The organism is Pseudomonadota bacterium (assembly GCA_018823285.1).
In the GTDB taxonomy this organism is placed as follows: domain Bacteria; phylum Desulfobacterota; class Desulfobulbia; order Desulfobulbales; family JAGXFP01; genus JAHJIQ01.
The window spans coordinates 33,456-57,425 of record JAHJIQ010000027.1; the positions used below are offsets into that span (position 1 = coordinate 33,456).

Annotated in this window: 20 protein-coding genes; 8 read left to right on the forward strand and 12 right to left on the reverse strand. The window is 54.6% G+C overall.

Going from position 1 to position 23,970, the window contains the following annotated elements; all coding sequences use genetic code 11:
* Window position 1 precedes the first annotated feature (1 nt).
* The 7 genes from KKG35_07465 to KKG35_07495 form a co-directional block, all read right to left on the reverse strand.
* Entirely contained in the window at window positions 2–391 is a 390-nt protein-coding gene (locus KKG35_07465; protein ID MBU1737967.1) for a phosphate/phosphite/phosphonate ABC transporter substrate-binding protein, read from the reverse strand.
* 21 nt (window positions 392–412) lie between these two features.
* Complete coding sequence (locus tag KKG35_07470; GenBank protein ID MBU1737968.1) at window positions 413–853, reverse strand: phosphate/phosphite/phosphonate ABC transporter substrate-binding protein; 441 nt, start codon at window positions 851–853, stop codon at window positions 413–415.
* A 125-nt stretch (window positions 854–978) separates the two neighbouring features.
* Window positions 979–3,858, reverse strand: a complete 2,880-nt coding sequence (locus tag KKG35_07475) for a transporter substrate-binding domain-containing protein (GenBank protein ID MBU1737969.1) — start codon at window positions 3,856–3,858, stop codon at window positions 979–981.
* Window positions 3,855–5,873, reverse strand: a complete 2,019-nt coding sequence (locus KKG35_07480; GenBank protein ID MBU1737970.1) for a HAMP domain-containing protein — start codon at window positions 5,871–5,873, stop codon at window positions 3,855–3,857. Before KKG35_07480 ends, KKG35_07475 begins: the two co-directional genes overlap by 4 nt.
* Window positions 5,874–6,354: 481 nt before the next feature.
* The gene (locus tag KKG35_07485; GenBank protein MBU1737971.1) at window positions 6,355–7,107 is read right to left on the reverse strand and encodes a glycosyltransferase; all 753 of its coding nucleotides are present in this window, start codon (window positions 7,105–7,107) and stop codon (window positions 6,355–6,357) included.
* Between the two features lie 12 nt (window positions 7,108–7,119).
* Complete coding sequence (locus KKG35_07490) at window positions 7,120–9,042, reverse strand: DUF4445 domain-containing protein (protein MBU1737972.1); 1,923 nt, start codon at window positions 9,040–9,042, stop codon at window positions 7,120–7,122.
* A 183-nt stretch (window positions 9,043–9,225) separates the two neighbouring features.
* Window positions 9,226–11,334 (reverse strand): tetratricopeptide repeat protein, encoded by a 2,109-nt coding sequence (locus KKG35_07495; GenBank protein MBU1737973.1) that lies wholly within the window; start codon window positions 11,332–11,334, stop codon window positions 9,226–9,228.
* 698 nt (window positions 11,335–12,032) lie between these two features.
* Between KKG35_07495 and KKG35_07500 the strand changes: the two genes are divergently transcribed.
* The 4 genes from KKG35_07500 to KKG35_07515 all read left to right on the forward strand — a co-directional run bounded on the left by KKG35_07500 (window position 12,033) and on the right by KKG35_07515 (window position 15,413).
* Window positions 12,033–12,545, forward strand: coding sequence for a PDZ domain-containing protein (locus KKG35_07500; protein MBU1737974.1), 513 nt, complete (start codon window positions 12,033–12,035; stop codon window positions 12,543–12,545).
* Window positions 12,546–12,636: 91 nt separating this feature from the next.
* Window positions 12,637–13,272, forward strand: a complete 636-nt coding sequence (locus KKG35_07505; protein MBU1737975.1) for a hypothetical protein — start codon at window positions 12,637–12,639, stop codon at window positions 13,270–13,272.
* Between the two features lie 298 nt (window positions 13,273–13,570).
* Window positions 13,571–14,830: a D-glycero-beta-D-manno-heptose 1-phosphate adenylyltransferase gene (gene rfaE2 / locus KKG35_07510; GenBank protein MBU1737976.1), complete on the forward strand. Its 1,260-nt coding sequence runs from the start codon at window positions 13,571–13,573 to the stop codon at window positions 14,828–14,830.
* A 151-nt stretch (window positions 14,831–14,981) separates the two neighbouring features.
* Window positions 14,982–15,413 (forward strand): hypothetical protein, encoded by a 432-nt coding sequence (locus KKG35_07515; GenBank protein MBU1737977.1) that lies wholly within the window; start codon window positions 14,982–14,984, stop codon window positions 15,411–15,413.
* 27 nt (window positions 15,414–15,440) lie between these two features.
* On the opposite strand, the gene KKG35_07520 is transcribed toward KKG35_07515, so the two are convergent.
* A complete protein-coding gene (locus KKG35_07520) occupies window positions 15,441–15,947 on the reverse strand; it encodes a hypothetical protein (GenBank protein MBU1737978.1) in 507 nt (168 codons plus the stop codon).
* 268 nt (window positions 15,948–16,215) lie between these two features.
* On the opposite strand from KKG35_07520, the gene KKG35_07525 reads away from it, so the two are divergent.
* The 4 genes from KKG35_07525 to KKG35_07540 all read left to right on the forward strand — a co-directional run bounded on the left by KKG35_07525 (window position 16,216) and on the right by KKG35_07540 (window position 20,304).
* Window positions 16,216–16,905 carry a hypothetical protein gene (locus KKG35_07525; protein MBU1737979.1) on the forward strand — a complete coding sequence of 230 codons (690 nt, stop codon included), beginning with the start codon at window positions 16,216–16,218 and terminating at the stop codon, window positions 16,903–16,905.
* 62 nt (window positions 16,906–16,967) lie between these two features.
* Window positions 16,968–17,777, forward strand: a complete 810-nt coding sequence (locus KKG35_07530; protein MBU1737980.1) for a hypothetical protein — start codon at window positions 16,968–16,970, stop codon at window positions 17,775–17,777.
* Between the two features lie 13 nt (window positions 17,778–17,790).
* A complete protein-coding gene (locus tag KKG35_07535; GenBank protein MBU1737981.1) occupies window positions 17,791–18,351 on the forward strand; it encodes a hypothetical protein in 561 nt (186 codons plus the stop codon).
* Window positions 18,352–18,375: 24 nt separating this feature from the next.
* Window positions 18,376–20,304 carry a hypothetical protein gene (locus KKG35_07540; protein ID MBU1737982.1) on the forward strand — a complete coding sequence of 643 codons (1,929 nt, stop codon included), beginning with the start codon at window positions 18,376–18,378 and terminating at the stop codon, window positions 20,302–20,304.
* A 55-nt stretch (window positions 20,305–20,359) separates the two neighbouring features.
* On the opposite strand, the gene KKG35_07545 is transcribed toward KKG35_07540, so the two are convergent.
* From KKG35_07545 to KKG35_07560, 4 genes are all read right to left on the reverse strand, one after another.
* Entirely contained in the window at window positions 20,360–20,923 is a 564-nt protein-coding gene (locus tag KKG35_07545; protein MBU1737983.1) for a DNA-3-methyladenine glycosylase I, read from the reverse strand.
* Window positions 20,924–20,935: 12 nt separating this feature from the next.
* Window positions 20,936–21,682: a TerC family protein gene (locus KKG35_07550; GenBank protein MBU1737984.1), complete on the reverse strand. Its 747-nt coding sequence runs from the start codon at window positions 21,680–21,682 to the stop codon at window positions 20,936–20,938.
* A 132-nt stretch (window positions 21,683–21,814) separates the two neighbouring features.
* Window positions 21,815–22,882, reverse strand: a complete 1,068-nt coding sequence (locus tag KKG35_07555) for a hypothetical protein (GenBank protein MBU1737985.1) — start codon at window positions 22,880–22,882, stop codon at window positions 21,815–21,817.
* A 194-nt stretch (window positions 22,883–23,076) separates the two neighbouring features.
* Window positions 23,077–23,970 (reverse strand): Na+/H+ antiporter subunit D (locus tag KKG35_07560; GenBank protein MBU1737986.1); only part of this gene is annotated, 894 nt, incomplete at its 5' end.

Genomic DNA, 23,970 nt, shown 5'->3' on the forward strand with positions numbered 1-23,970 from the left:
TTCATTCACCCCAGTTTGACAAGTGTTTCACATTCACATTTTCCAGTGATTTGTAATCACTCACGTAATCCGCTGCTGTCGGAGCCGGCAATCGGATTTGCCTCATGAGCCCGGCGTTTTCAGGTGTTGCGGCAATATCCAGAACAGCTTGCTTGATCATGGCTCCTATCGCCTCCGAAATCCGGGGATGGGCCGAGAGGGGGTGGGAGGGTATTTCTTCCGTTTCCAAAATAGTGCGGAGCTGGGCCCGGATATCCTCTGGCTCCCTTTCGAACGAAGGGCTGAGCGTCGCGCCAGCGTCGACTTTTCCCAGGGCTACGGCAAGCAGTACGTTGCGGGTCGAGCCCGTAAGCTCGTTGGAGAAAGGAAGATTTTTTACATTTTCAGACAACACGTGTCTGATGTACACGGTTCAGAGGTTTTTATCGCCGACAAAGGCGATTCGTTTTCCGGCCAGCTCTTCGACCGTGTGCACGGGCGAATCTTTGCGGACGAAGAGTACTGCCCGGATGGAAGCGCTGCCTTTCACCAGGGGAAGGTAGCCTTGTGCCTCGTGGGCTACCACCGCTTGGAGGGAGTTGGCAAAAATGAAATCCGGCCCGGTCGGCGAAACGATGTCCCGTTCAAAGTCGGCCATTGTTTCATAGATTTTCAGTTTGAATGAAAGCCCGGTTTTCTTTGCCAGCTTTTCCACGAACGGGATCCATTGGGTATGGGTCACCACCGGATCCCAGGTGGGGATGACGCCGATGGTGTATTTTTCTCTGTTCGTTGCAGCCGCCTCTCGCAAGGGCAAAGCTATCAGCAGGAGTAGAATGAGCAGAAGACAGAATTTCTTTTCGAAATACTTCATGGCGACCTCCTTTCTCTTCGGTTTTTATAGTAAGTGTATTACGCGTTCCTCAACGGTCTCATTTCCGGTTGCCATCTGTATCCACAGACTCAAGCTGACCTTTGTGAAAAACGCAGGTCGGATCTTTATGCTTTCTCCTCCTCCAGTTCCTTAATCTTGTTCTTCAACTCCATCATTTTCTGTTCGCGACCGACGAAAAGCTTGTTCATCCGTTCCAGCTCCGCATTCATGGTCGAAAGTTCAGCCGTTCGTTCCTTTACTCGTGCATCCAGTTGATCATTAAGGGTGCGGAGGTCTTCTTCGGCCCGTTTCCGCTTGATGAGTACCCACATGCCTTCTAGGAAAAGTGACATCTGGTCGAGGTCTGTTTCGACATACGCTTCCTGGCGGTTGGCAACAGCCGCCACGGCAACCACCCGATCCTTGTCAACCAATGGAACACCCATGAAGCGGACAAGTTCAAGATGCCCATCGGGACAGCCTTTCTTGGCCGGGTGCGGTTCGCTATAGTCATTGACGATGATTGTCCCGCGCTTCCGCACCGGCTCTGCCCAGAGGCCGGCATCCTCAAGCGGAAAGCGGGCCGGAGTGTCGAGGGGGCAATTCACCATGGCGGTTTCCGACCAGATCTGGGCCTCCATGTAACTGTCGTCGTCGCTGATCAGTCCGATGAAGCCGATGGTGCTTCCGGTCAGGTTGACGCACCGGTCGACGACGAATGAGAGAATTTCCCGTACCGGCGCTTCGGTCATTGTTCGGTACAAGTCCAGAAGGGTCTTTTGCCGGTCAAGATGCTGCCGAATCTCTTCTTCCGCCAGTTTACGCTCGGTGATATCCTGGTGTGTCCCGACACGTTTTATCTCCATCCCGTTTTCATCGTTTACCCTGATCCAGTGATTATGGATCCAGCGAACTTCACCATCCGGGCGGATGATCCGGAAGTCCTGTTCATGTTTCATTTTGCCGGTCGCCGACTCTTGCATGGCCTTGTCCAGAATCGGCCGGTCGTCGGGATGAAACAGTTCTGCGGCAAGTGCCGGGGTCGGTTTTTGCGGTTTGATACCGAGGATCCGGAAAAATTCTTCGGACCAGAATATTTCGCCGGTCACCAGATCGTGCCACCAGTTGCCGATATGGGCCATGTGCTGGGCTTCGAGCAACAGCTTCTGGTTTTCCCGCAAGGCCCTTTCTGCCTCGCGTTGTTTCGCACGATTGCGCTGCACGGTGATCCCGAAGGCGAGATCGCCGGCCAGCTCTTGCATGAGAGTGATTTCTTCCGGGGTGGCGGTATACGGCTCGGCGGAATAGATGAGGAGTGCGCCGAAGGTTACCCCTCTTTCATCCTTGAGGGGGAGGGCCATTCCGGATCTGTAGCCGTGGGAGAGGGCGCTTTCCCGCCAGGGTTTCAGGCGAGGGTCGGTTTTGAAATCCTGGACCTGGATGGTCGTCCCGCTTCGGATCACCATCCCGGCGGGGCCTTGCCCCTTTTCCGTTTCTGGGGACCAGGAAAGCTTGGCTTCGGCCACATAGTCGGAATCAAAACCGTCCCAGGCCACCGGTTTGATGCTTTTTTCCGCATCATGCTCGGCAAATCCCACCCAGGCCAGACGATAGCCGGCCTCCTCACAGATGATCCGGCAGACCTCGTCAAGCAGGGTCTGTTCTTCCTCGGCCTTCATTAGGATCTGGTTGCAGTTGCTGATCGCCGTGAGCTTGCGGTTGATTCGACGCAGGGAATCCTCCAGTTCTCTTTGCTCTGTGACATCCTGCACCGTGCCGACTCTTTTCACCACCCGGCCGTCCGGTGAGAAGACCGATCTGGCTTCCTCATGGAGATAATGCAGCTCATTTCCGGGCAGGAGGATCCGATAATCGATGGTCCATTCAGCTATTCCGTCGCGGATCGCCTTTTCAACATCATTCCGGACACGCAGTCGGTCATCGGGATGAACGGCCTCGATAAAAGCCTTGAAATCGGCGGTAAATTTTTCGGGGTCGATCCCGAAGATGCGGAATGCTTCGTCCGACCAATGCAGGGTGTCGGATTCGATGTCCCATTCCCAACTGCCGAGCCGGGCGATCCGCTGGGCCTCGTTCAGGGTGTCCCTGCTTTTGCGCACTGCGTGGGTCCGCTGGTCGACAGCTTTCCGCAGCATCACACTCCAGACGATGAAACAGATCAGAAGTGCTGATATTACCCCGATAAATCCCGCCACCTTGTGCCAGTGATGGACAAGCCAACTATGGTCGGGTGGTTTAAGAGTGAACCATGTCTCGATTATTTCATTGTAGCTGCCGGATGTTTTGAGGTGTTTCAGGCCGCCGTTCAGAAGATCGATCAAATGCTTATTTCCCATACGGGCAGCAAAGCAGTAATCTCTGGGGAACAGGTCCACTGCCGCCGGTTCCACATTGGCCAGATCGTATTCCCTGATCAGGCGAAGCCCGGCCTGTTCGGCGGCCAGAAAGGCGTCAACCTTGCCGGCGTTCAAGAGAAGGAATCCTTCCGTCTTGTTATGGACGATCGTGCGCTTGAAATCGATGCGTCCAGCAAGCATTTCAAGGGAGATGTCATCCTTCTGCAATGCGACCCGATGGCCTGCCAGCGAAGATAGATCGGTGATGTCATGATAGGAGATGTTTCGGAAGATTCCCTGCTTGATGTAGCTGTGCGGTTCGGAGAATTCGTACTGCTCCTGACGTTTCGGGGTTCTGATCATGTTGATCAGGTCGATCCGTCCGTCGGCAAGTGAAGCGACTGCCTCGGGCCAGTCCATCGGAACGAGCCGGAAAGTGACCCCGGTTGATTTGCCGATCGCCTGCAGGAGATCCGGCGTGAAGCCCTTGATTTCACCATCGACATCGACGAACTCGTACGGCGCGTAGTTCCGGTCGACCGCCACCTTGTATACGGTATCGCCAACGCTGGCCATTGCAGCATTGGGGGCAAGGAAAAAAGCGGTTGCCAGAAAGGCTGAAACAAAATTGAGGAGGGGCTTGTTCATGATTCCTTTCCCTCTATCGGCAGGCGGATCGTGAAGCTTGTGCCCTGGCCGATCTCGCTTTCGACAACGATCTCGCCGTGGTGTTTGGTGATAATGTCATAGGCGATCGATAGGCCAAGTCCGGTTCCTTTGCCCACTTCCTTGGTGGTAAAAAAAGGTTCAAAGATCCGGGAGAGTTTTTCCGGCGGGATACCGCAGCCGGTGTCGGAGATTTCAATGATTATCCAGTCACCGACCGAGTGAGTCGCAATGGTGATTTCGCCCTGTTTTTCGATGGACTGGGCCGCGTTGACCAGAAGGTTTACGAATACCTGGCCCAACTGGCCCGGGTTGCACATAATCGGGGGAATTTCGCCGTATTCCTTGTTCACTGTGCATTTGTATTTGAGTTCATTCCAGACAATATTAAGGGTGGATTCCAGACACTGGTTGATATCAGCTTCCTTATGCTCTTCCTCGTCAATATGGGCAAAACTTTTGAGATTCTGGACGATCTGCTTGACCCGTTCACCCCCTTCGATGGATTCGGCGATCAGATTGTTAATGTCGCCGGTCACCGCCTCGATCTTCAAGGATTTGCGGAGTGTGTCGAGTTTTTCTGATTTTGCAGTTGCCTCTCTGGATGGGCCTGTCAGTTCGTTTAGCTTTTCCTGCTGGGCGGCCAGGAACTCAAGGAGCCGCGCCGAATATTTATTTAAAGTATTCAGATTGCTGAGAATAAAACCCATGGGGTTGTTGATCTCGTGGGCAACGCCTGCGGCAAGCTGGCCGATGGAGGCCATTTTCTCCTGCTGCAGGATCTGCGACTGGGCCGCTTTCAATTGTTGGTGCTCGGAGAGGAGATTGTCGGCCAGCTGTTTTCGTTCTTCGACCTCCTGATCGAGAAGTTCCCGTGATGCAGTAACTTTCTGTAAATGGTCAAGCAGCCCGTTAAAGGCGGTGATCAGTTGTCCAAGCTCATCTTGGGTGGTCACCGGAATCCGATGGTCAAGCGAGCCGGTTTTGATGGTTTGTATGCCGTCGAGCAGTGTGGATAAGGGGCGGATCAGCAGACTGATAAAGACGCCGATGATAGTGATGGAGCAGAGGAGAATAGCAACGCTGCTGAAAGTCATTGTGGCATTCAGGCTACGGATGCCGGCAAAAGCTTCCTCGGCATCAATTTTTGCAACAAGCCCCCAGTTGCCGACCGGGAGAAAGCGGCAGGCCGCCAGGACTTCCACACCTCGATAGTCGGGTGCGGTGACAAATACATTTTCTCCGGCAAGTGCCCGCTGCATCGGTATTGCGACATGTTTGCTGTCTGCGGGGATTTGAAGCTCAAGAGGTTCGGTTTGTCGGTGGCGGGATGGTGAGATGAAAGAAAGGCTGTCTTCCTGTCGTACCGCGAGAAGGGTTTCTCCGCTTTCTCCCAGGCCGGTATAATCTCTGAGAATATCCAAGAGCGCCGTGGCTTTCACCTGGGCCACGAGAAAGCCGATGGTCTGGTTTTCGGTTTTGTTAAACGGGTTTGCCATGGGCGCGGCAATGGTATACATGAGCTGATGGTTTTTCAGGAAAAAATCGCCCAGGAAAAAATCATTCACTTTTTTCCCCTGGTGGATAACATTGGAAAAGTCAGCGTCTTTTGCATTGTTGTCGGTCGAGGTGATGACCCTGCCTGCAAGATCGGTGGTGTAGAGATGCTCCAGAATCTTCACCGACGGCAGGGCGTCACCCAGTATCTTTTTCATGTACGCCCGTTTGGCTTCACGTTCGGGAGATCCGGAGAGAAATTCCACCTGGCATTGCCGCAGTTTTGTCCGGGACGCGACCAGTGCGATACAATCGCAGTCGTGCTCAATCCGGGAGGTGATCTGCTTCGCCTTGGAGGCGGCGAGGGCGCTTAATATGGAAAGATGCCTGCGATTAAATGGGGATTCGCAGGCCTTCAGGTGGAAATAATTGAGTGTTACAATGGAGACAATAAAGCAGAAAAAAATGAGAAAGAGGAGTTTGGTGCGAATGCTCATCATTGTCGACCATTCCTTGATAAGCGGAGTAAATGAATGCCGGGCAGGGACTAGTGTCACGTCAACTCTGAACCGTCACATCTTTCTCGTCGTTTTTCGCGCCTCCTGCGTTACGTGTTGGGTTACATAGCGCTGCTAACCCAACACGTGCCTTGCCGGCACAAAAAATGCCTGAGAAATATTATGACATTTCATCCTTGACGTGACACTAGGTTGTTAACCGTTTTTTTCCTGTGGGTATAATCGCAACGGTTTCATGTTGAAACTATGTCCTTTAGGCTTCGGGAATCTTTCATTTCGAGATTGGCGGAATATTCCCGATCACTTTCATTAAATAATGAACGGTTTATTGTTGTCAATTCGGGGTGAAAATAATTAAGGGCCGATTCGGGAGGTGTCATTTCCCGATGTCGGCCCCGCTGGTTGTTACTGAGGAGTATTTTTTAAGGATTACCGGATTTTCGTTTTCAGGCTTTGTTTCCTTTCAATTCGTTTCGGCAGGCAGGAAATATTTTTTCAGAAACAGCCTCAGGACATCTCCCCCATGCAGCTTGTTTCCGGAATCCATATTTTGCGGGCAACCGATTGATGCGGTCGCATCCGGAAAATGCCAGAGATGCCAGCCGTGTTTTTTCGCCCGGCGGCAGAGGTCGAGATCAAACATGGCGCAAGTAAATCCCTCATCAAGGAGTCCGGTGTCGGTAAACACTTCACGCCGGACAATCATGGCTTTTGCGTTCAACCAGTCAACTTCGCGGGGAATATTGTCGAGATTGATCGGTTGTTGGCTCGGCATTCGGCAATTCAGGAGCATGGGCAACAGAGGAGGGAACTGTCCGGAAGAAGGGATTGCAGAACGATTTTCTGCAATGATCTTCGGGCCGCAAATTCCCGCATCGGGATTCATGTCCATAAAACGGATCAGCTTTTCAAAGCATGCCGGGTCAGGACGGATCTCCGTATCCCAGAGTGCGGCATACCTTCCATGGGCGAGTCTAAGACCGTTGTTCAGAGCGGTTGGGGTGGCGGCTGCACCATTATTATCAAAAAGGACAAGTTCCGGAAACCTTGCCGGGATTTCAGCCGGCCGGGTTGGTGCTGCCTGGTCGACGACGATGACCTGAAAGGCAAGGGAACCTTCAGTCTGATACACACACTTCAGGAAATCAACGCAGGAAGCGTCCCACTTTCTGACCGTGAGGCAGATATTCAGGTCATATTCAATGTCGAAAGCCATCGCTGGGGCGGGTTAGCCTTTTCCTCCCGGCAGTTTGGTTTTCACCGTCGGGAACAGGGACATGTCGGTGTGGGGCAGAAACAGGGCCGCCATGTAGTGGCCCATGAACTGGGGGTTTTCACTGAGCTCCATGTTGGTGATCAGCTTGCTGACCTCGACCCTTTCCCGGAAACGTTTATGGTCGATCAGGCTGATCTGGCAGCCGGTGAGTGAGGCGTTGCCGAGATAGTAGAATTTCTCCCGCTCCACGTCGGGCAAGAGGCCGATGCAGATCGCCCGTTCGAGATCGATGTAGGCGCCGAAATTTCCGGCCAGGACCACCCGGTCGAGATCGGTGAAGGTCATCCCGACCGATTCGAGGAGGGTCAGGTAGCCGGCATACATGGCGCCCTTGGCCCGGATCAGGTTGTCGAGATCGACCTCGGTAATGACGATGTCTTCTCCGGTAAGGGAGTCTCCGGCCCAGGCGAGGACGTATTCCATGCCGTCGCCTCCCTTGCGGATCCGGGGGTGGTCGAGGGTGCGGTTGAATTTACCCTGCTGGTCGATGACCCCCGCTTCCAGCAGTTCGGAGACGATGCTGATCAGCCCGGAGCCACAGATCCCGCAGGGTTTGGAACGGTCGATGGTGATGATCATCGGATCGAGGGTTTCCGGGTGGATGTGAAAATTTTCAATGGCCCCGGAGTTCGCCCGCATCCCGTGCTTGATCCCGCCGCCTTCAAAGGCCGGGCCTGCCGAGCAGGCCGCGCAGGCCATCCAGTCCTTGTTGCCGACCACGATCTCGCCGTTGGTGCCGATATCGATGAACAGGGTGTTCTCGCTGCTTTTATGCATCTGGCAGGCGTGGACCCCGGCCACGATATCGCCGCCCACATAGCTCGCGATGGAAGGATAGAGAAAGAGGCGCACCGAAGGATGGGCGTAAACCCCGAGGGCGGCGGCCCGGGTCAGGGGCATCTGGCTGCAGGTCGGCACATAGGGCGCCTCGCGCAGGAATTTCGGGTTGATCGCCAGCAGCAGCTGGCTCATCACGGTGTTTCCCGCGGCCATGATGTAGCTGATGTCGCTCGGGCTGATGATCGCCTGGCGGCAGACCGTTTCCACCACCCGGTTGATGGTCCGCACCACCTGTTCCTGGAGTGTTGCCAGACCGCCCGGCCTTTGCGAGTAGATGATCCGGGAGATGACATCCTCGCCGTAGCGGATCTGGTCGTTGTACGATGAGGCTTCGGCGATGACCTGGCCGGTGGTGAGATTGATCAGCAGGCCGCAGACGGTGGTGGTGCCGATGTCTAAGGCGAGCCCGTACAGACGGCTGCTGGTGTCGCCCGGTTCCACGGCGATGATCCGGTCCGGCTCTTCCGCCCTCTTGCCCCGGAGAACGATGACCGTCACTTCCCAGTTGGCTTCCCGGAGAATGAAGGGCAGTTCCTGGAGGAGCTGCGGATGGTCGTAGGTTGGTTCGGCGCAGTCGTAGCACCCTTTGCGGATGGCCCTCAGCAGCCGTTGCAGATCGGGTGAGTTGTCATCCTGGGACGGCGGGTCAAGTTTCAGGAACCGTTTTTCAACCGGCGGGTCAAGCTCCCATTTGCCCACCAGATCCGCCATGGAGCGGGCCGAGATCGCCCGGGTGGTCTTGGGCTTTCTCTGCAGGGCCTGGCCGCCCTTTTTGATCTCTTCCGGGACGGAAACCACCAGGTCACCTCTGACCGTGGTCTGGCAGGCGAGACGGAATCCTTTGCTGTTCGGCGGCGGGCCTTCGACGCCGACCTCCCCTTTTTCGATTTTTATTTTGCACTTGCCGCAGACCCCGTCCCCGCCGCAATAGGCGTGGATATAAACACCTGCGTTGGCGGCGGCGGCGAGGAGGTTTTCGCCCTCGGGAACTTCAATGGTGACATTGTCCGGCAGAAACTGGACTTTTCTGGTCATGCTCAAAACACCTCGATTATGTGTAAAATCCTGGATGCCGGATCAGGTCCGGCATGACATCATCAACAACCCGTCATTCCGGGCTAAAAGTCTTCGCGAGCTGCAGCGGGGGAGTTCATGAACGTTCATGCTGAGCTTGTCGAAGTGAGCTCCAACAATGGTTGTCGACTTTTTGTGAACGAATCAACAGTATTCCGCTACTGCTTTTCGGTAACACTCTTCGAGACTCTCGGTAAATCGCTGCCCGTCGAGAAGAGGTGACTGCTGCAGTTTTTCCCGCAGGCTATTCCGCAATTCCGCCAACCGGGTTCTGTCTTCGGCAAGCGCGATGGCCAGAGTTTTATACTCCTGCGTTGATTCTGCAACCAATTTTTCAAGTCCGGCATGATGCATGATGCTGGCGCCGACCCTTCCGGCATGCCGCTCTCCGCGCAGAGTCACCACCGGAACCCCCATCCACAGCGCCTCAAAGGTGGTAGTGGTCCCGTTGTAGGGAAAGGGATCAAGAGCGATGTCGATGTTCCGGTAGAGGCCAAGATGGTCGGCCTTGTCCGGCAGCATGCCGAGAAGCTCCAGGCGGTCTTCGGTGATTCCGGCCTCACCGAACAAGGCGAGGTAGCGTTTCCGTGACTTCCGGTCTCCGAGGGCCCTGCTTTTCAGAAGAAGCCGGGAGCCGGGCACGGCAAGGAGGATCTCCGCCCAGAGGCGGATGACCCGGTCGGTGACTTTCGCCAGGTTGTTGAAGGAGCCGAAGGTGATCCCGCCTTTCTCCAGGCAGGGCGCCGGGCTTACTTCCGGGGCCGCCGGGTCGGGCTGGTAACAGAGAAAACCCTGGGGCAGGCGGAGCAGCTTTTCGCTGTGGAACCTGTCGGCATCACCCGGAGGATCGGCAACACCGTCGGTCAGCCGATACTGAAGAGCTTTCATCCCGGTGGTGTTCGGATAGCCGAGCCAGGTGATCCGGACCGGGGCCGGTATTCCGGCAAAGACCAGCAGCCGGTTGTCCCGGGTGTGGCCGGCCAGGTCGACCAGAATGTCGATCCCGTCTTTTTTGATCAGTGAAACGACCGCCGGGTCGTTCATCCCGAAAATATCACGCCAGTGGTCGGCGGCGTCCCTGAGGCGGCTGGTGATCGCATCGGGTTTTTTTACATTGGCGTAGCAATACACTTCGAAATGTTCCCGATGGTGGGAGTGCAGGACCGGGTCAATGAAATACGAGACCGAATGATCACAGAAGTCCGGAGAAACGTAGCCGATCTTCAACCGACGGCCGCCCGCGAAATGAGGGGCGGCGCCCTGCCCTGCAACAGTTGATTCCGGCGCGTAGAGCGCATCCCAGCGCAGCGATTCCGAATAGATTTCTTCCTGAGACACATCCTCCAGATAATTCAGGCTCGATAAAAGGTTCGAGTGGGTGCGGTGGTCGGGGGCAAGGGCAAGGGACTTACGATATCCGGCGACGGCTTCCGTCTCTCTCCCCATTTCATGGCAAATTGTCCCGAGATTCTTGTAGGCGGCGGGAAAATTGCTGTTCAGGTCGAGGGCTTTCAGGCAGCTTTTTTCGGCCTCTTCCAGGAGGCCACCATTTCTCAAGACATTTGCCAGGTTATTGTGCGCTACCGGATTGGCGCTGTTGATTCTGATGGAGCGATTGTAACAGCTGACCGCCTCCTCATAATTGCCGAGGTCGTCATAGATGGTTCCCAGATTGTCCAATGCCAGATAGTACTCGTTGTTGATCGAAAGGGCTTTTTTGAAGCAGGCGATTGATTCCTGGATCTTCCCGTCTGCATGAAAGGCATTGCCGAGATTGAAATGCGCCTGATAGAAATCAGGGTCAAGGTGCAGTCCTTTTTTGTAGCAGTTGATGGCCGTGTCGATCTCGCCGCAATCTTTATGGGCATTGCCCATGACATTGAAAAGGAGCGGGCTCTCAATGCCGAGGGTAACAATTTTTTTGAAGCAGGGAATCGCTTCCCGGTTCCGACCCATCCGGGTGTAAGTGCATCCCAGGGCAAAAAGGGCCTCGGCGAAATTCGGTTTTGCAGCGAGCGCCCGGCTGAACAGCTCGATGGCCTCCTGGTCCTGCCCCTGGTCTCTCAGCAATTGACCCCGGACGAACAGGGCGGTCGGATTTTTGGGGTCCGCCTGCAGTTCCCGCAAAGAGGCGTTTGCCGCTTCCGCCGTTTTCCCGGCGCTGTAAAGCTGAAAAGACAGGGTGTTCACCGGCATGAAAGCCGTCTTCTGTCTTTGCTTGCGCAACTTCTTGGCGAGTTTGTTCGGTTTCATGACCCTCGAGGAAGGTGGAAAGGATATCCGGTAAATAAGTACAATGACAGGTCGGTTTTTACAGTTCCTGAAAACCGGAGACATTGTCTTGCAGAAAACGGACCTCGCAGGGTCTTTTTTCTTTCCTGCAAATACGTGCCAAACGCCGGTGGATTTAATACCACAGAAACAAGGTTACGAAAAGATTGAACTTCCCGGGCAAATGTGGAAAAACTTTTCGCGGGAATTACCTGTGTTAGTCGGCATAATCATTTTTTTGATGTATATCGATAAAAAGGGCTTCTTTTCCAGGCAATAAAAATAGTCAAAAACGCAACTTAAATATTTGGGAGGTTTTAATGAATTCATCGGTCGCTTCAAGAAAGGTTTTTGGGGTTTTTGTCTGTTTTGTCTTTTTCCTTTTTTTTGCCGGTGGCTGTGCTGTTGTTCAGTTGCCCAAAGATTATGTTCGAGATATTGAATATGGGAAAATAGTAACCCCGGGAGTCGTCATTGAAGATGTGATGGGTGGATTCAGGCTTGTCTCCGGCGAGGTATTTACACCACCCTTTCAAAGCACCAGCATGTGGTGGGCGCAGAAGGACGGCCGGGGTGTTCTCTACTGTGACTTCTGCAGTGGTAATGATTGGGCAAACAACGGCGCCAAAAAGACCATAGATTATTTTGATACGGCCGTCTCCAGAGGTGCCCGGAAAGTAATGGTCACCGTCCCTGGAGTTGAACAGAAACTCTTTGGAGTATTGTTTCTCGGAAAAGCCCATGTGAATGCTACCGGCCCGGCGTCGAGATCGTATCAGATCCAGATACCTGACAGCTATATAAAGGCTGCCCTCGGCGGCAAGATAAGCGTTGTCTATGAGCCGATTAATTTCAGGACCAATTGGTATACCGGGTCGAATCCGGTCGACAGTAAAACCCATTCCTGGATTCTGTGGCTTTCAGACATGCCTTTTACGAAAAAAATCAGCTTTCAGGGAACGGGGTTTCACTTTAACAAAAAAACAGGACGGATAGAAGGTGTGTATCCAGGTTCTCCCGCAGCGGATAACGGGCTTGCGGTTGGAGATTTTATTCTCAGTATTGATGGCGTTCCCTATGCTGACTACCGCAACGGCAATGGTGGATCTTCGACCAGAACCGTTGTCATGACCAAGGCAAAAAGTGATGAAAGGAAAACGGTAACCATGCCTGTTGTGGAATTAAGTTATTAGCCAGTTGGCGGGGATGGGAATAATGAAATGTTGTCAGATAAACTCTTTAATCATCAGAGCGTTTTGCTTACATTTATGTATAGGTTGTGCAATGATCCCGGCCAACGAGGTGCAGCTTACCGGGAGACTGGTTCCGGTGGCTGTGGTTACGAAAGAGACGGAGCTTGCAGAAATATATGAAAGATTTAAAGCCCCGGTTGTTTTTGTCGGCAGCTACGCCTATGTGCCTGTGCCGGAGTGTGTTGATCCGCATCTATACGGGGGTTATACCGAGGAGCGGGCGCTTGGGGGAAACATTGAAGTGCGCAGTCTGGGGGGGGGAGCGGAAGGACGCGTCATCGGTGGAGATACTCAGCAGCGGAATGTCGATGGTGATATAGAGCGGCGTGGTCTTGGCGGCGATACGGAAAATCGAGGCGTGGGTGGTGATATGACCGGTCGGAATCTGGGAGGCGACAGCGAAGGCCGGGGGATCGACGGCAACATGGAAGCGCGTAATCTTGCCGGGGAAATCGAAATGCGTTCAATTGATGGTAATATTTCGGGGAGAGGGCTTGGCGGTGACACTGAGAACCGGTCCCTCGATGGGGCAACGCAAAATCTTGTTTGTGTAAGGCTCTCAGATGCAACCGGTTTTACCATCGGAGGTTTGAAAACAGCAGGTCCGGTGAGGGTTTTTACCCGACGTGGGTTATCTGTTCTTAATGGTCTTGTCGTTCAGGAATAGCATAATTTCACCAGGAGCAACGATGGGTATTTGTGGATCAGAATAGAATAGAGATACCTGTTTTTACCGGAGACTATTCTCGTGCGATGTTTAAAAGCCGACACATTATGATGAGTCGGCTTTTTGTTGTTCAGAGAAGTGGATACAAATTCAGTGCAAATTATGAAGTGGCCCGGGTACAGATTGTTTTTGCTTCGCGTTCGGGAATGGGTTTATATAAAACGGTGTCCTGTTTCAGGAACGGGGATCATCAGTTAACCGGCGGTCAGCCACAGGTGTGATTTTGAAGGAAGAGCTGTTGCAAAAATGCAGGGGTGGATTTATCCAGTTTGACGTGCGGCTGGGTGATTCCGGGCACAATCTTGCCCGGGTCCGGGCCGCGCTTGCCGGGCTGAAAGGCGATGAGCCGGCCGTGGTGGTCCTGCCGGAGCTCTGGGCTGCCGGTTTTGATTATCCCGGGCTTGCCGGTCATGCCGCAGAGAACGGCCGGATCCTTGAAATCATGCAGGAACTGGCGGCGGAGCAAGATCTGTATCTGGTCGGCTCCATTCCTGAATCGGCAGAGACCCCGGGTGGCCCGGCAATTCACAACACCCTGTACATTGTCGGTCCGGCAGGAGTCCTCGGCAAAATGCGTAAACAGCAGCTTTTCGCACCCATGGGTGAAGCGGACTATTTCACTCCGGGAGATGAGCCTCGGGCTGTTTCAACCACGCTGGGGGTGCTGGGTGGCCTGGTCTGTTTTGATCTTCGCTTTCCCGATCTGGCCCGCAGCCAGACGGCGGAAGGGGCGGGTCTATTGGTGGTCAGCGGCCAGTGGCCGGCGGCCCGCCGGGAGCACTGGCGGACCCTGCTCCGGGCGAGAGCGATTGAGAACCAGGTGTTTGTGATCGGCTGCAACCGATGCGGCACCACCGACAACACCGAGTTCGGGGGCCATTCCATGATCGTCGCGCCCGACGGCACCGTCCTCGCCGAAGCCGGAATCGATCCGGCAACGATTCTGGTTGATCTTGATCCCGCGCTCCTTTCCCGCAGCCGGCGGCTGTTTACTTCGGTCGCCCCCGCCCCCTACCGGTTTCATGATGGCGGCAAGATAACCACCCTGGCGGAGCTTAAGCCCGTCATCACCCGCTACAAGGCGATGGGCCGGCGGGTGGTGTTTACCAACGGCTGCTTTGACATTCTGCACCGGGGCCATGTGACCTATCTCGAAGAGGCGCGGCGGCTGGGGGATTGTCTGGTGGTCGGGCTGAACAATGATGCATCGGTGCGGATGCTGAACAAGAGCCCGGAACGACCGTACAACGATGAACAATCCCGTGCCAGGGTGCTTGCCGCCCTGGGATGTGTCGATCATGTGGTGCTCTTTGCCGAAGACACCCCCCTGAAACTGATTATGGAACTGATGCCCGATGTTCTGGTCAAGGGGGGTGACTGGCCGGTTTCGCAGATCGTCGGTGCGGCGGAGGTTGTTGCCGCCGGCGGCAAGGTTTTAAGCATTCCGCTGGTAGATAATTTTTCTACCACTTCTCTGATCGAAAGAATCAGGGAATAAGCCGAAGTTTTTTTGTCCTGGACTTCCGGTTTTTGGTATTCTGAGAATAACAACACAATTGAGGATTTTTTCACGGAAGGTTTATGGGCGGTAACAGTTGTTAAATGGTTCGAAGCTTCTCTTTCTGTTGCATCATTGGAGGGGAAAAGTGATGAAAAAGACTCTCTTCTTGGTCCTGATTATTCTTTTGTCCGCATCAACCGCCTGGGGTGGTTATTGCCGGGAGGGCAACTGCCTGAACGGCACCGGCGTTTATCAGTGGGCTGACGGATCTTCCTTTTCCGGCAGGTTCGCCGACGGGGTTCCCGACGGCGAGGGGGTTTTTATTTCCAAAGACAAACAAAGGTTCATGGTAGTGTATAAAAAGGGGCAGCCGGTCACCTCAACCCCGTATTCCGAGGAGGATGAAGCCTTAAAGGAAAGGCAGCGGGAGGCGCAGAAATTCAATCTGGCCGGGTCGGAATATTTCAAGAAAGGCGATTACAAATCGGCCATCTTTTTTTTCAACAAGGCAATCACTAAATGGCCGAACAATAAAGAGTTTCACGAAAACTACCGGAAGGCCAAAGAGAAAATCCAGTAGAAGAACAGTTCAAACGGTTCAAACGGCTCAACCGGTCTCCTCGCTACAGAGTTTCTGCCACCCATCGGGCAGCGACTCTCCGTCAAGCGCCAGGGTTTCCAGAAAACATTCAAGTTCCCCGCTGCTACAGTTGACCGAAGAACAGCATTGTTTTGTTTCCACATCACAGGCTTCGGTTTGCAGGAAAGAAAGCAGCGCTTCCCTGACCTCTGTGTGAATCGACGTCAGATCAAAACTTTCCGCACCGCAGAATTTTTCCAGCCTCCGCCAGTTGGCGATACATCTTGCAATCCCCCGGTAAAGGCTCTTGTCGCGGTTGTCGGGGTTGAGGTCGCGGTGGATGATCTCCCGATAGCGGTCAACAACCATTTTCTTCAACTTCCGAAGCTCCTTTTCTTCAAGGACAAGACCTGGTCCATCCGGATCTTCGGTCAGGAAGTAGATGGCGCCGTGCAGGGCGACTTCAGGGATTTCACCCGAGTGCCTGACGATCAGCAGCTCATCGGCCAGCAGTGATTCCCGGTCGTCGGTCATGGATTTGTTTTGCTCCGAAATCTTGATGCATTCGTAAAAAGTCGTATACGTCCAAATCGGTCAACGATAAATCAATAAGTTAGACAGCACTGGCCGTCCGTCTCGTGGCATTTACGAGACCGACAAATCTTCGTGGCTCGACGATTTTATTAAAGAACCGCCGCGTTCTTTCCGATGACTGAGTAGAAAACCGGTTATCCGGCGGATGGAGGTGCGACCATGATTTTCGCCCTTCCGCAGAGATATAAATAAAGGAGAGTGGCGGCTTATGCAAGTTCAAGGACGAATGCGGGTTTTTTTCATGATGATCACCCTTGGGATTCTCTCAGCAATTTTCATCCCGATTTCCGCCCGGGCTTTCTGGCCGGTAGATGGAGTGATGGGAGTAGATCAGGCGAAAGATGTGCAGAAAAACCCGGTGACTGAGCTTCCCGAAGTGGTGCCTGGAAGAGAGTTGCAGGAGGCGATCAGCATGCTGGCCGAAGACCTTGTGGCAAGCCTCGATGAGCCGGATCCGGAGTTCGGTGATCTGGGCGGCGGGGTGATCGTCTTAAGCTTTGTCGATTTGAAAAAGCTTTCCCGGACCTCTTCCTTCGGCAGATACCTTTCCGAACAACTGATGGGAGAAATGCAGAGACGTTATTACCGGGTGGTTGAGATCAGAAAAACCGCCAGCATCCTGATGCAGGAAAGACGGGGTGAATACGGCCTGTCCAGAGATCCTGCTGAAACAGGGAGCGCCATTGCCGCTGATGCCATGCTGACCGGAACCTATACTGAAGCCGATGGTGATGTCATGATCAACGCCCGGATCGTCGATAACCGCAACGCGGTGCTGCTTGCCAGCGCCACCGTGGTTTTCCGGGGTAACCGGCTGACCACGGCAATGTTGTCTGATCGCGCTTCACTGGCCAAGGGAAAACCAGGGGTTGTGTATCTGAAGAAACTGGAAATGTGAGAACACGGGAGATCGGGATGAGAAAATACCAGGTGTATCAGGCGGCTGGTCTTGTGCTGGTGATGCTTTTCACCAGTTCATGCGCGGCAAAGATCGAGGCCAGAGAGCAGGCCCGGGCCAAAAGAATCGCAAAAACGGTGGTGGATGAGGTGAATGTCCCCGCCATTGTTCAGGAAGCGGTGGACAAGGTTGATGTGCCCGGAGTGGTCAAGAAAACCATCACCACGATCCAGGAAGAGCGGAATGCCAACCAGGTGGTCCGGGAGCTCCAGGATGAGATCAGCCGGGAAGACCGCCGGCGGATCAGCGGTCGGCGGGCGCCTGTGGACTACCGGTATTACCGCTATATGCCGGATACATCCACGGCCTATGGGACCGAAGCGCTGCTTGCCGAGATCTCCAAAGAGATTGCCGGCAAGGTGTATTACCAGCTGAAGGAAGATGGCGAAAAACTGAATACCGCGAGAGTGGCGGTGGTGGGTGCGGTCCCGCTTGCCGACTTCAAACGGGAGACGGAATTCGGCCGGATCATTGGGGAATATCTCTTGACCGATCTGGCCGACCGGGGCCTGAAGGTGACCGAGCTGCGGCTGGGTAGAGAGATCAATATTCTGCCCCGGACCGGTGAATTCATCATGTCGAGAAATATCGGCGAACTGGCCTATGTCTCTCCGGAAATCGACTACGTGGTGGTCTCCACCTTCAGCAATACGGTCAAAACCCTCATTGTTCAGGGGCGGATGGTCGATCTGAACACCGGCCTGATCAAGACCTCATGGCGGCATGTTCTGCCGATGAACCGCGAACTGGTCGGGATGTTCAGGCGGACCGAGGAGCCTTTCAAGATCGCGGTCAGAGGGGTGAGCCATTGAGCGGAGGGAGAAAATGAGAGCAGAAGCAATGAGATGGCTGTTCATTCCGGGTCTGGCGGCAGTTCTTGGATGCGGGTTTTTTGCCGGGAGCAGCATTGCCTCCATGGACAAGGGGGAACCGAATGTCCCGACCGAAAAGTCTGTGGTGACGGACACTGGAAGCGCAGCCGGCGAAACGGGAGCGCTGTCCGGGAATTACGCCTCCCTCCCCGAGCTGGTGGAAGCGGTGTGTGGCAATGCGATGGACCATTTCTATAATTTTTTCTCCCCCGGAACGGTCGATGTTCTCCCCCTGGAGGTTGTCGGTGAGCTGCCCGGGCGCAGGGTAACCGCGCTCGGAATCACCATTGCCGACCAGATGGCCGCCAGGGTCAGCAATGATTCGTTATCAAAGCTGGTCATGGAAGGAGTGGGTCAGCGCCAGAAGATCGGCGGGATCCTCCAGGAGCTGGACGGATACCTGCGCATCCACATTGACGCCGTCAATGTCCGCGGGGAAAGAAGATCTTACGTGATCAACGTTGAAATGTCCGAACTGCTTTACCGGGCCTTGCACACCTTCATCAGCGGCTGAGCGCATTACCGCTGGAGAGATTTTATGGCAGACGAAGAAAAAAAAATACCGGAAAACGACGACTGGCTGAATGATTTCAATGAGTCGAATGACGAAATTGATACAGCCGACAACGGGCAGGCGGATTTTGATGAACTGTTCGACAGTTTTGAGTCCGGCGAACACGGGACCGGGCAGGAAAACCCTCCGGTGTCCAGTGGCGGGATTGTAGAAGAGGAAGAGCTGGACCAGGCAAGCATTGACGCCCTGCTCGGCGACAGTTTTGACAGTGCGGCAGCGCCGAGTGCAGCAGATCCGGTTCAAGGTGGTGGTGATCCGGATGCAGGTCTTGATCAGTCGGACATTGATGCCCTTCTTGGCAACAGCGTTCCCGGGGCAGCCAGCGCTGAACCGGCTGGAGAAAAGGGCGAGGATCCTTTTGCGGAAATTTCCAGCGGAGCAGCTGCAGGGCCCTTTACACCGGAAGCCGTTGATTTTGAAGAAGTGCTCGGGGTTGATACCGGAGATGAGGAGTTCGATGGTTCGGAGCTGGATGATGAATTTGATTTCGGAGACGAGATCCTGGACTCCCTTGAGGAAGATGAGGCCCTGCAGGCGGTGGATGACACCCCGCTGGATGATCTTTTTGCCGAGGAACCGGTGGCGGCGCCACCTAAGCAGCCATCACCTAAACAGCCACCACCCCGCGATATTTCTGAAGATGCCACCGTATTAAGCACGCCGACGGTTTCAGAGAAGAAGCCCGCCGCCGGATCTTTCATTCCGGCGATACTGGCGAAGATCAACATCAAAAAGGCGGCGATCGGGGTTTTTCTCCTCCTGTTGGTGATCGGCGGCGTGGGGCTGATCATGAATTCGATCGGTCATCGGGGTGGCGAGCCGGCAATTCTCCTGCCGGACCAGGAAGGTGTTACAGGCAGCGGTTATGATGGGCAGCAGGCCATGATCAATCGCCCGCCGGAAGCGAAAAACGGCGAAGCCTCCATTGCCGCGGATGCCGCACAGGTGGAGATCAGGCTTGAAGCCAGTGATCCGGAGGGGGCAAAGCTCGTTTATGAGATTGTTTCGCCGCCGGAGTATGGCACCTTGAGCGGTGAGCCGCCGCAGCTTGTCTATCAGGCGGACAATAAATTTACCGGCCGGGACCGGTTTGAATACCGGGTCAGTGACGGCAGCCAGGCGAGCGCTCCGGCGGCGGTCGCCATCAGCGGTCCGGATATTGCCGCCCGGCTGGCCGGGCCGGTGGTGATCGAACCGAAACATCCCGTTCTCAAGGCGCGGGATCAGGAAATTGCCGCGTTGAGCACCGAGCCGGTCATTATCGACTGGCGCACGGTCTGGGGCGAAGAAAATGACGACCAGATGAAGGATGTGACGGTGGAAGTATCTGCCGATGGACTTAAAGGAAAGCTGACCAGACTCGATCGCTATCGTCATCGTTATGAACCGGACCCGTTCAGTGCCGGTCTTGAAGAGCTCAAATTCCGGTTCAAAAAAAGAGGGGTTTCCTCCAAGCAGAGAAAGATGGAGATGCAGGTTGCCTCGGGTAATCCGCCGCCGGACCTGATCGTGGTCGCCCTTGACAAGGAGCGTTACCGGATCGGGGAGACGGTGGTGATCGATGCCAGCAAAAGCCGGGACGACAAGCGGGAGAGTTTGATCTTCGAATGGCGGCAGGTGGCGGGAGTCCCGGTGTATTTCAACCGGCTGAACGATGAGGGATCGAGGGTCTCTTTCACCATGCCCTCTTCATTTTACACGACCGATTATCCGGAGCCGATCATCCGACTGACTGCGGTGGATGTGACCGGGAAAACGGCAAACCGGGAAATCCGGGTGGGGCTGGAGAAAGAGTCCTTCCGGCAGGCCGCCCTGTGGGACGGACTGCAGAAGGGCCAGGTCATCGACCCCGAATGCCCAAGCGGTTTCTGCCCTGGCAGCCGCTTGCCCTGAAAAACGGTGAGCGGGCAAAGCGGAAACGAGGTGACACTAGAGGTCGGGCGCGATCTCAATCCTTACATTTTTCATATCTGAAGCAATCCACCAGATGATCGTTCACCATCCCCACCGCCTGCATGAAGGCGTAGCAGATGGTTGAGCCGACAAATTTGAATCCCCTCCGTTTCAGCTCTTTACTCATCCGGTCCGATTCCGGAGTGGTCGGCGGGATCTGCCCCATCTCCCGCCATGAATTGCGGATCGGTCTGCCATTGACAAAGGACCAGAGAAAGGCGTCGAAACTGCCGAATTCCTCGCTGACCTTCAGACAGGCCCGGGCATTGATGACTGCCGAGGCCACCTTCAGCCGGTTTCGGATGATCCCGGGATTTTCGAGCAGGGCTGCGATTTTTCCGTTGTCCCAGGCGGCAATTTTCACCGGATCGAAATCGTCGTAGGCGATCCGGTAATTTTCCCGTCTTTTCAGAACCGTGAGCCAGCTCAATCCGGCCTGCGCCCCTTCGAGCAAGAGCATTTCAAAAAGCTTCCGGTCGTTATGGACCGGTACTCCCCATTCCCGGTCGTGATAGTCGATATAGAGGGGGTCGTCGGTCACCCAGGTGCATCTTTTCATGGCTTGTCACCTTCAGATTTCGTCGGTTGCCCGGTGGAGTTTCACCCGGGTGGAAGGCCGGGTGCGGACTTTCATGTTGAGCACCTCGACCCCGGCGGAAAAGGCCATGGCAAAATAGACATACCCTTTGGGGATGTGGAGCCCGAAGCCTTCGCCGACCAGGGAAAAGCCGACCAAGAGCAGGAAACTCAAGGCGAGGATCTTGAAGGTCGGATGGCTGTCGACAAAGTCCCCGATCGCCTTGGCGGCCACCATCATGACCCCGACGGCGACCACGATTGCGGTGATCATGACTTCGACCCGGTTCGCCAGGCCGACGGCGGTGATGACCGAGTCCAGGGAGAAAACCAGATCAATCACCGCCACCTGGAGAAGCACCCCGGCAAAACTGATCGCTTTGCTTTCTTCCTGACCTGTCTCTGCCGGTATTTCCAGGCTGTTATGGATCTCATGGGTGCTTTTGCCGAGCAGGAAGAGCCCGCCGGCGAGCAGGATCAGATTGCGGCCCGATATTTCCCGGCTGAATATTTCAAACAGGGGGGTGGTCAAGCCCATGACCCAGGTGAGAGAGAGCAGGAGCAGAATCCTGGTGATCATCGCCAGGGCAAGTCCCAGCGTTCTCCCCTTTTGCCGCTCCGCTTCCGGCAGTCTGCCGGCCAGGATGGAAATAAAGATGATGTTGTCGATGCCGAGCACGATTTCAAGCAGGGTCAGGGTCAGGAGGGCGACCCAGGCCTGCGGGTCAAGTAGCCAGTCCATAGTGGTTCCTTATTTTATGTGAATGAAGTGAGTAACAATAGCTGATGGGTTTGTCTTTCCGGCATGAAAACATGCCGGAAAGACGGGGGTGATCACAAACATATAATATAGTAATTACAGTATGTTATGAGATTATAAATTCAGTGGTTTAAGTAATTTCTTCTCAATAAAGCATTTCACTGATTCTGCCGAATCTTTCTTTAATTTCGCACACGCTTCCTGCAACACCGCACCCCTTTGCAGATTGCGCTCCCGGCAGAGCTGACGGGCGTTTTCGATGGTGCTCCAGTCTCGGGTTTTGAGGAACTCCGGGAAGGCCGCGCTGATCTCCGGGGTAAGGAGTTTGCGCAGGCCATCAAGAAAACCCACGTAAAAGGCGAGGGACGTTTCAACGCGGTTTTTGATAATATACCCGAGCATCCCTTTGTCATTGGTGTCGGCCAGGATGTCCTTGATGCCCCGGGCGACGAGTTCAATGGCGGAGGCCGGAAATGTCGCAACGATTGTTTTCAGGGTTGTGCTGTCGAGCCCCTTTTCGTGGTATTCCCCGGTTTCATGATGAATAAAAGAGGGGATCTCCCGATCGACGATCCGGTCGAGGTTCTTTCTGAACAGTTGGCGGTCCGGCCGGTCATCTTTCCAGCAGCCATGGAGTTCCAGTGCGTGTTTGAGGGCAGGCCGGCTGGTCGAGCGGATCTCCTGGACCTGGTCCCAGAAAAAGAAGCGCAGGGATTCGCGCCGGATGATAATGGCGCCATCCTGCAGCATCGCAAAGGGGCTCGCCATTTCCCGGGCCAGCTCCCGGCCGAGGATCAGCACCGGGCAGCCATCAGCTGTGCTCTCTTCCAGAAGTTCGGCCAGGAAAAAAACCGATTTTAACGAACGCCCGTAACCCGCTCCGTACACAAGATTGTCTTCTTTTATTTTCTCGTTGACGGCGGCAAGGTCAAACGGATCGAAACGATTGCCGTTGATGGTGATCACGCCATACTCTTCATCGACGATCGAGTCCCAGTAGTTTTCCCGCCCTTCAATCCAGTCGAGGATCTCAGCCGGTTCAGGTTCGTCCCAGGGCTCAAGCCCCTTTTCCCACTTATAAAGATTCCTGAGCTTCAGGATCATCGTACAGAGTGAATATATCCCGCTGTCCCTCGCGTCGGAGATATTGCAGTTATGCTGAACGATTTTTTCCAGATCCATATTTGATGTGATGGTCTCGTAATCAAGCTTAAGTTGAGCAGCTCGTCTGCTCGTACGAAACTTATACCCCTAAAGGGGGTACTGAAGTGAGTACCCGAAGGGTGAAAAGACTTTTCTCACCACAGAGGGCACAGAGGACACAGAGAATTCTTGTATCCGTTACCTCTGTGCTCTCTGTGTCCTCTGTGGTCAAATCAAAGGCTGAAAAAAAACAGCAGTCCGAAAAAGAGGGCGACGAAAATGGTCATCACTGCAAGGCCCATGGTCCCGGAGGCGAAGTTTTTGTAGAGGAGGGTCTTTTCCCGCTCCCGTTCCGCCGGGTCAAGGGTGAGAAGCCAGACCGGGGTCATCACCAGGTTTGCCAGATGGGCCGGACCGTTGCGGGTGAACCGGGCAAGGGCGGGGACAAATCCTTGAATCAGGATCCGCTCCCCCGCCTCGTTGATCCCGTTACCGACCCTGTCCATCAGGACATAGAACAATCTGCCGCCCTTGCGGTAGAACCAGTCGGTATCGAGGGCGATGGTTTCCGTCCGTTTCAGGAGCGGCAGGAAGAGGAAGAAGACCAGGGCCGAGAACATCAGAAGCTGCAGCTGAGTGATGACGTGGGCCGGGGTGTAGGCGTGATATGCTTCCATCTCATAGGGCAGGATATTGTAAAGAGGTTCCGGATAGACGCCGAGAAAGATGCAGATAAAGGCGAGAAAGCCCATGGCGAAGAGCATCGAGCGGTTGGTTTCTCCAGGTCGTAACCCCTTGTCTTTGGCAAAGAAGACAAAGTAGGGGAACTTGATCCCGGCATGGAGAAAGACACCCGCCGAGGCGATCTCAAGCACCAGCCAGGCCCAGAAGAGGTGTTCGTGGATCGACCCTTCAATGATCAGGGTCTTGGTGGTAAAGCCGCTGGTCCCGGGAAAAGAGGAGATGGCCAGGGCGCCGATGGTGCCGAAGATCAGAGTGAACGGCATGGTTTTATAGAGACCGCCCAGATCGGTGCATTTGCTCTTGCCGGTCATGTAGAGAACCGAACCGGCCGACATCCATAAGAGCGCCTTGTAGATAATATGGGCAAACGCGTGGGCCGCCGC

Excerpts from the sequence above, each read along its gene's own strand:
- KKG35_07470 (MBU1737968.1), bottom strand. The coding sequence starts at position 853 with ATGAAGTATTTCGAAAAGAAATTCTGTCTTCTGCTCATTCTACTCCTG.
- KKG35_07475 (MBU1737969.1), bottom strand. The coding sequence starts at position 3,858 with ATGAACAAGCCCCTCCTCAATTTTGTTTCAGCCTTTCTGGCAACCGCT.
- KKG35_07480 (MBU1737970.1), bottom strand. The coding sequence starts at position 5,873 with ATGATGAGCATTCGCACCAAACTCCTCTTTCTCATTTTTTTCTGCTTT.
- KKG35_07485 (MBU1737971.1), bottom strand. The coding sequence starts at position 7,107 with ATGGCTTTCGACATTGAATATGACCTGAATATCTGCCTCACGGTCAGA.
- KKG35_07490 (MBU1737972.1), bottom strand. The coding sequence starts at position 9,042 with ATGACCAGAAAAGTCCAGTTTCTGCCGGACAATGTCACCATTGAAGTT.
- KKG35_07495 (MBU1737973.1), bottom strand. The coding sequence starts at position 11,334 with ATGAAACCGAACAAACTCGCCAAGAAGTTGCGCAAGCAAAGACAGAAG.
- KKG35_07500 (MBU1737974.1), top strand. The coding sequence starts at position 12,033 with ATGGTCACCGTCCCTGGAGTTGAACAGAAACTCTTTGGAGTATTGTTT.
- KKG35_07505 (MBU1737975.1), top strand. The coding sequence starts at position 12,637 with ATGATCCCGGCCAACGAGGTGCAGCTTACCGGGAGACTGGTTCCGGTG.
- KKG35_07515 (MBU1737977.1), top strand. The coding sequence starts at position 14,982 with ATGAAAAAGACTCTCTTCTTGGTCCTGATTATTCTTTTGTCCGCATCA.
- KKG35_07520 (MBU1737978.1), bottom strand. The coding sequence starts at position 15,947 with ATGACCGACGACCGGGAATCACTGCTGGCCGATGAGCTGCTGATCGTC.
- KKG35_07525 (MBU1737979.1), top strand. The coding sequence starts at position 16,216 with ATGCAAGTTCAAGGACGAATGCGGGTTTTTTTCATGATGATCACCCTT.
- KKG35_07530 (MBU1737980.1), top strand. The coding sequence starts at position 16,968 with ATGCTTTTCACCAGTTCATGCGCGGCAAAGATCGAGGCCAGAGAGCAG.
- KKG35_07535 (MBU1737981.1), top strand. The coding sequence starts at position 17,791 with ATGAGAGCAGAAGCAATGAGATGGCTGTTCATTCCGGGTCTGGCGGCA.
- KKG35_07540 (MBU1737982.1), top strand. The coding sequence starts at position 18,376 with ATGGCAGACGAAGAAAAAAAAATACCGGAAAACGACGACTGGCTGAAT.
- KKG35_07545 (MBU1737983.1), bottom strand. The coding sequence starts at position 20,923 with ATGAAAAGATGCACCTGGGTGACCGACGACCCCCTCTATATCGACTAT.
- KKG35_07550 (MBU1737984.1), bottom strand. The coding sequence starts at position 21,682 with ATGGACTGGCTACTTGACCCGCAGGCCTGGGTCGCCCTCCTGACCCTG.
- KKG35_07555 (MBU1737985.1), bottom strand. The coding sequence starts at position 22,882 with ATGGATCTGGAAAAAATCGTTCAGCATAACTGCAATATCTCCGACGCG.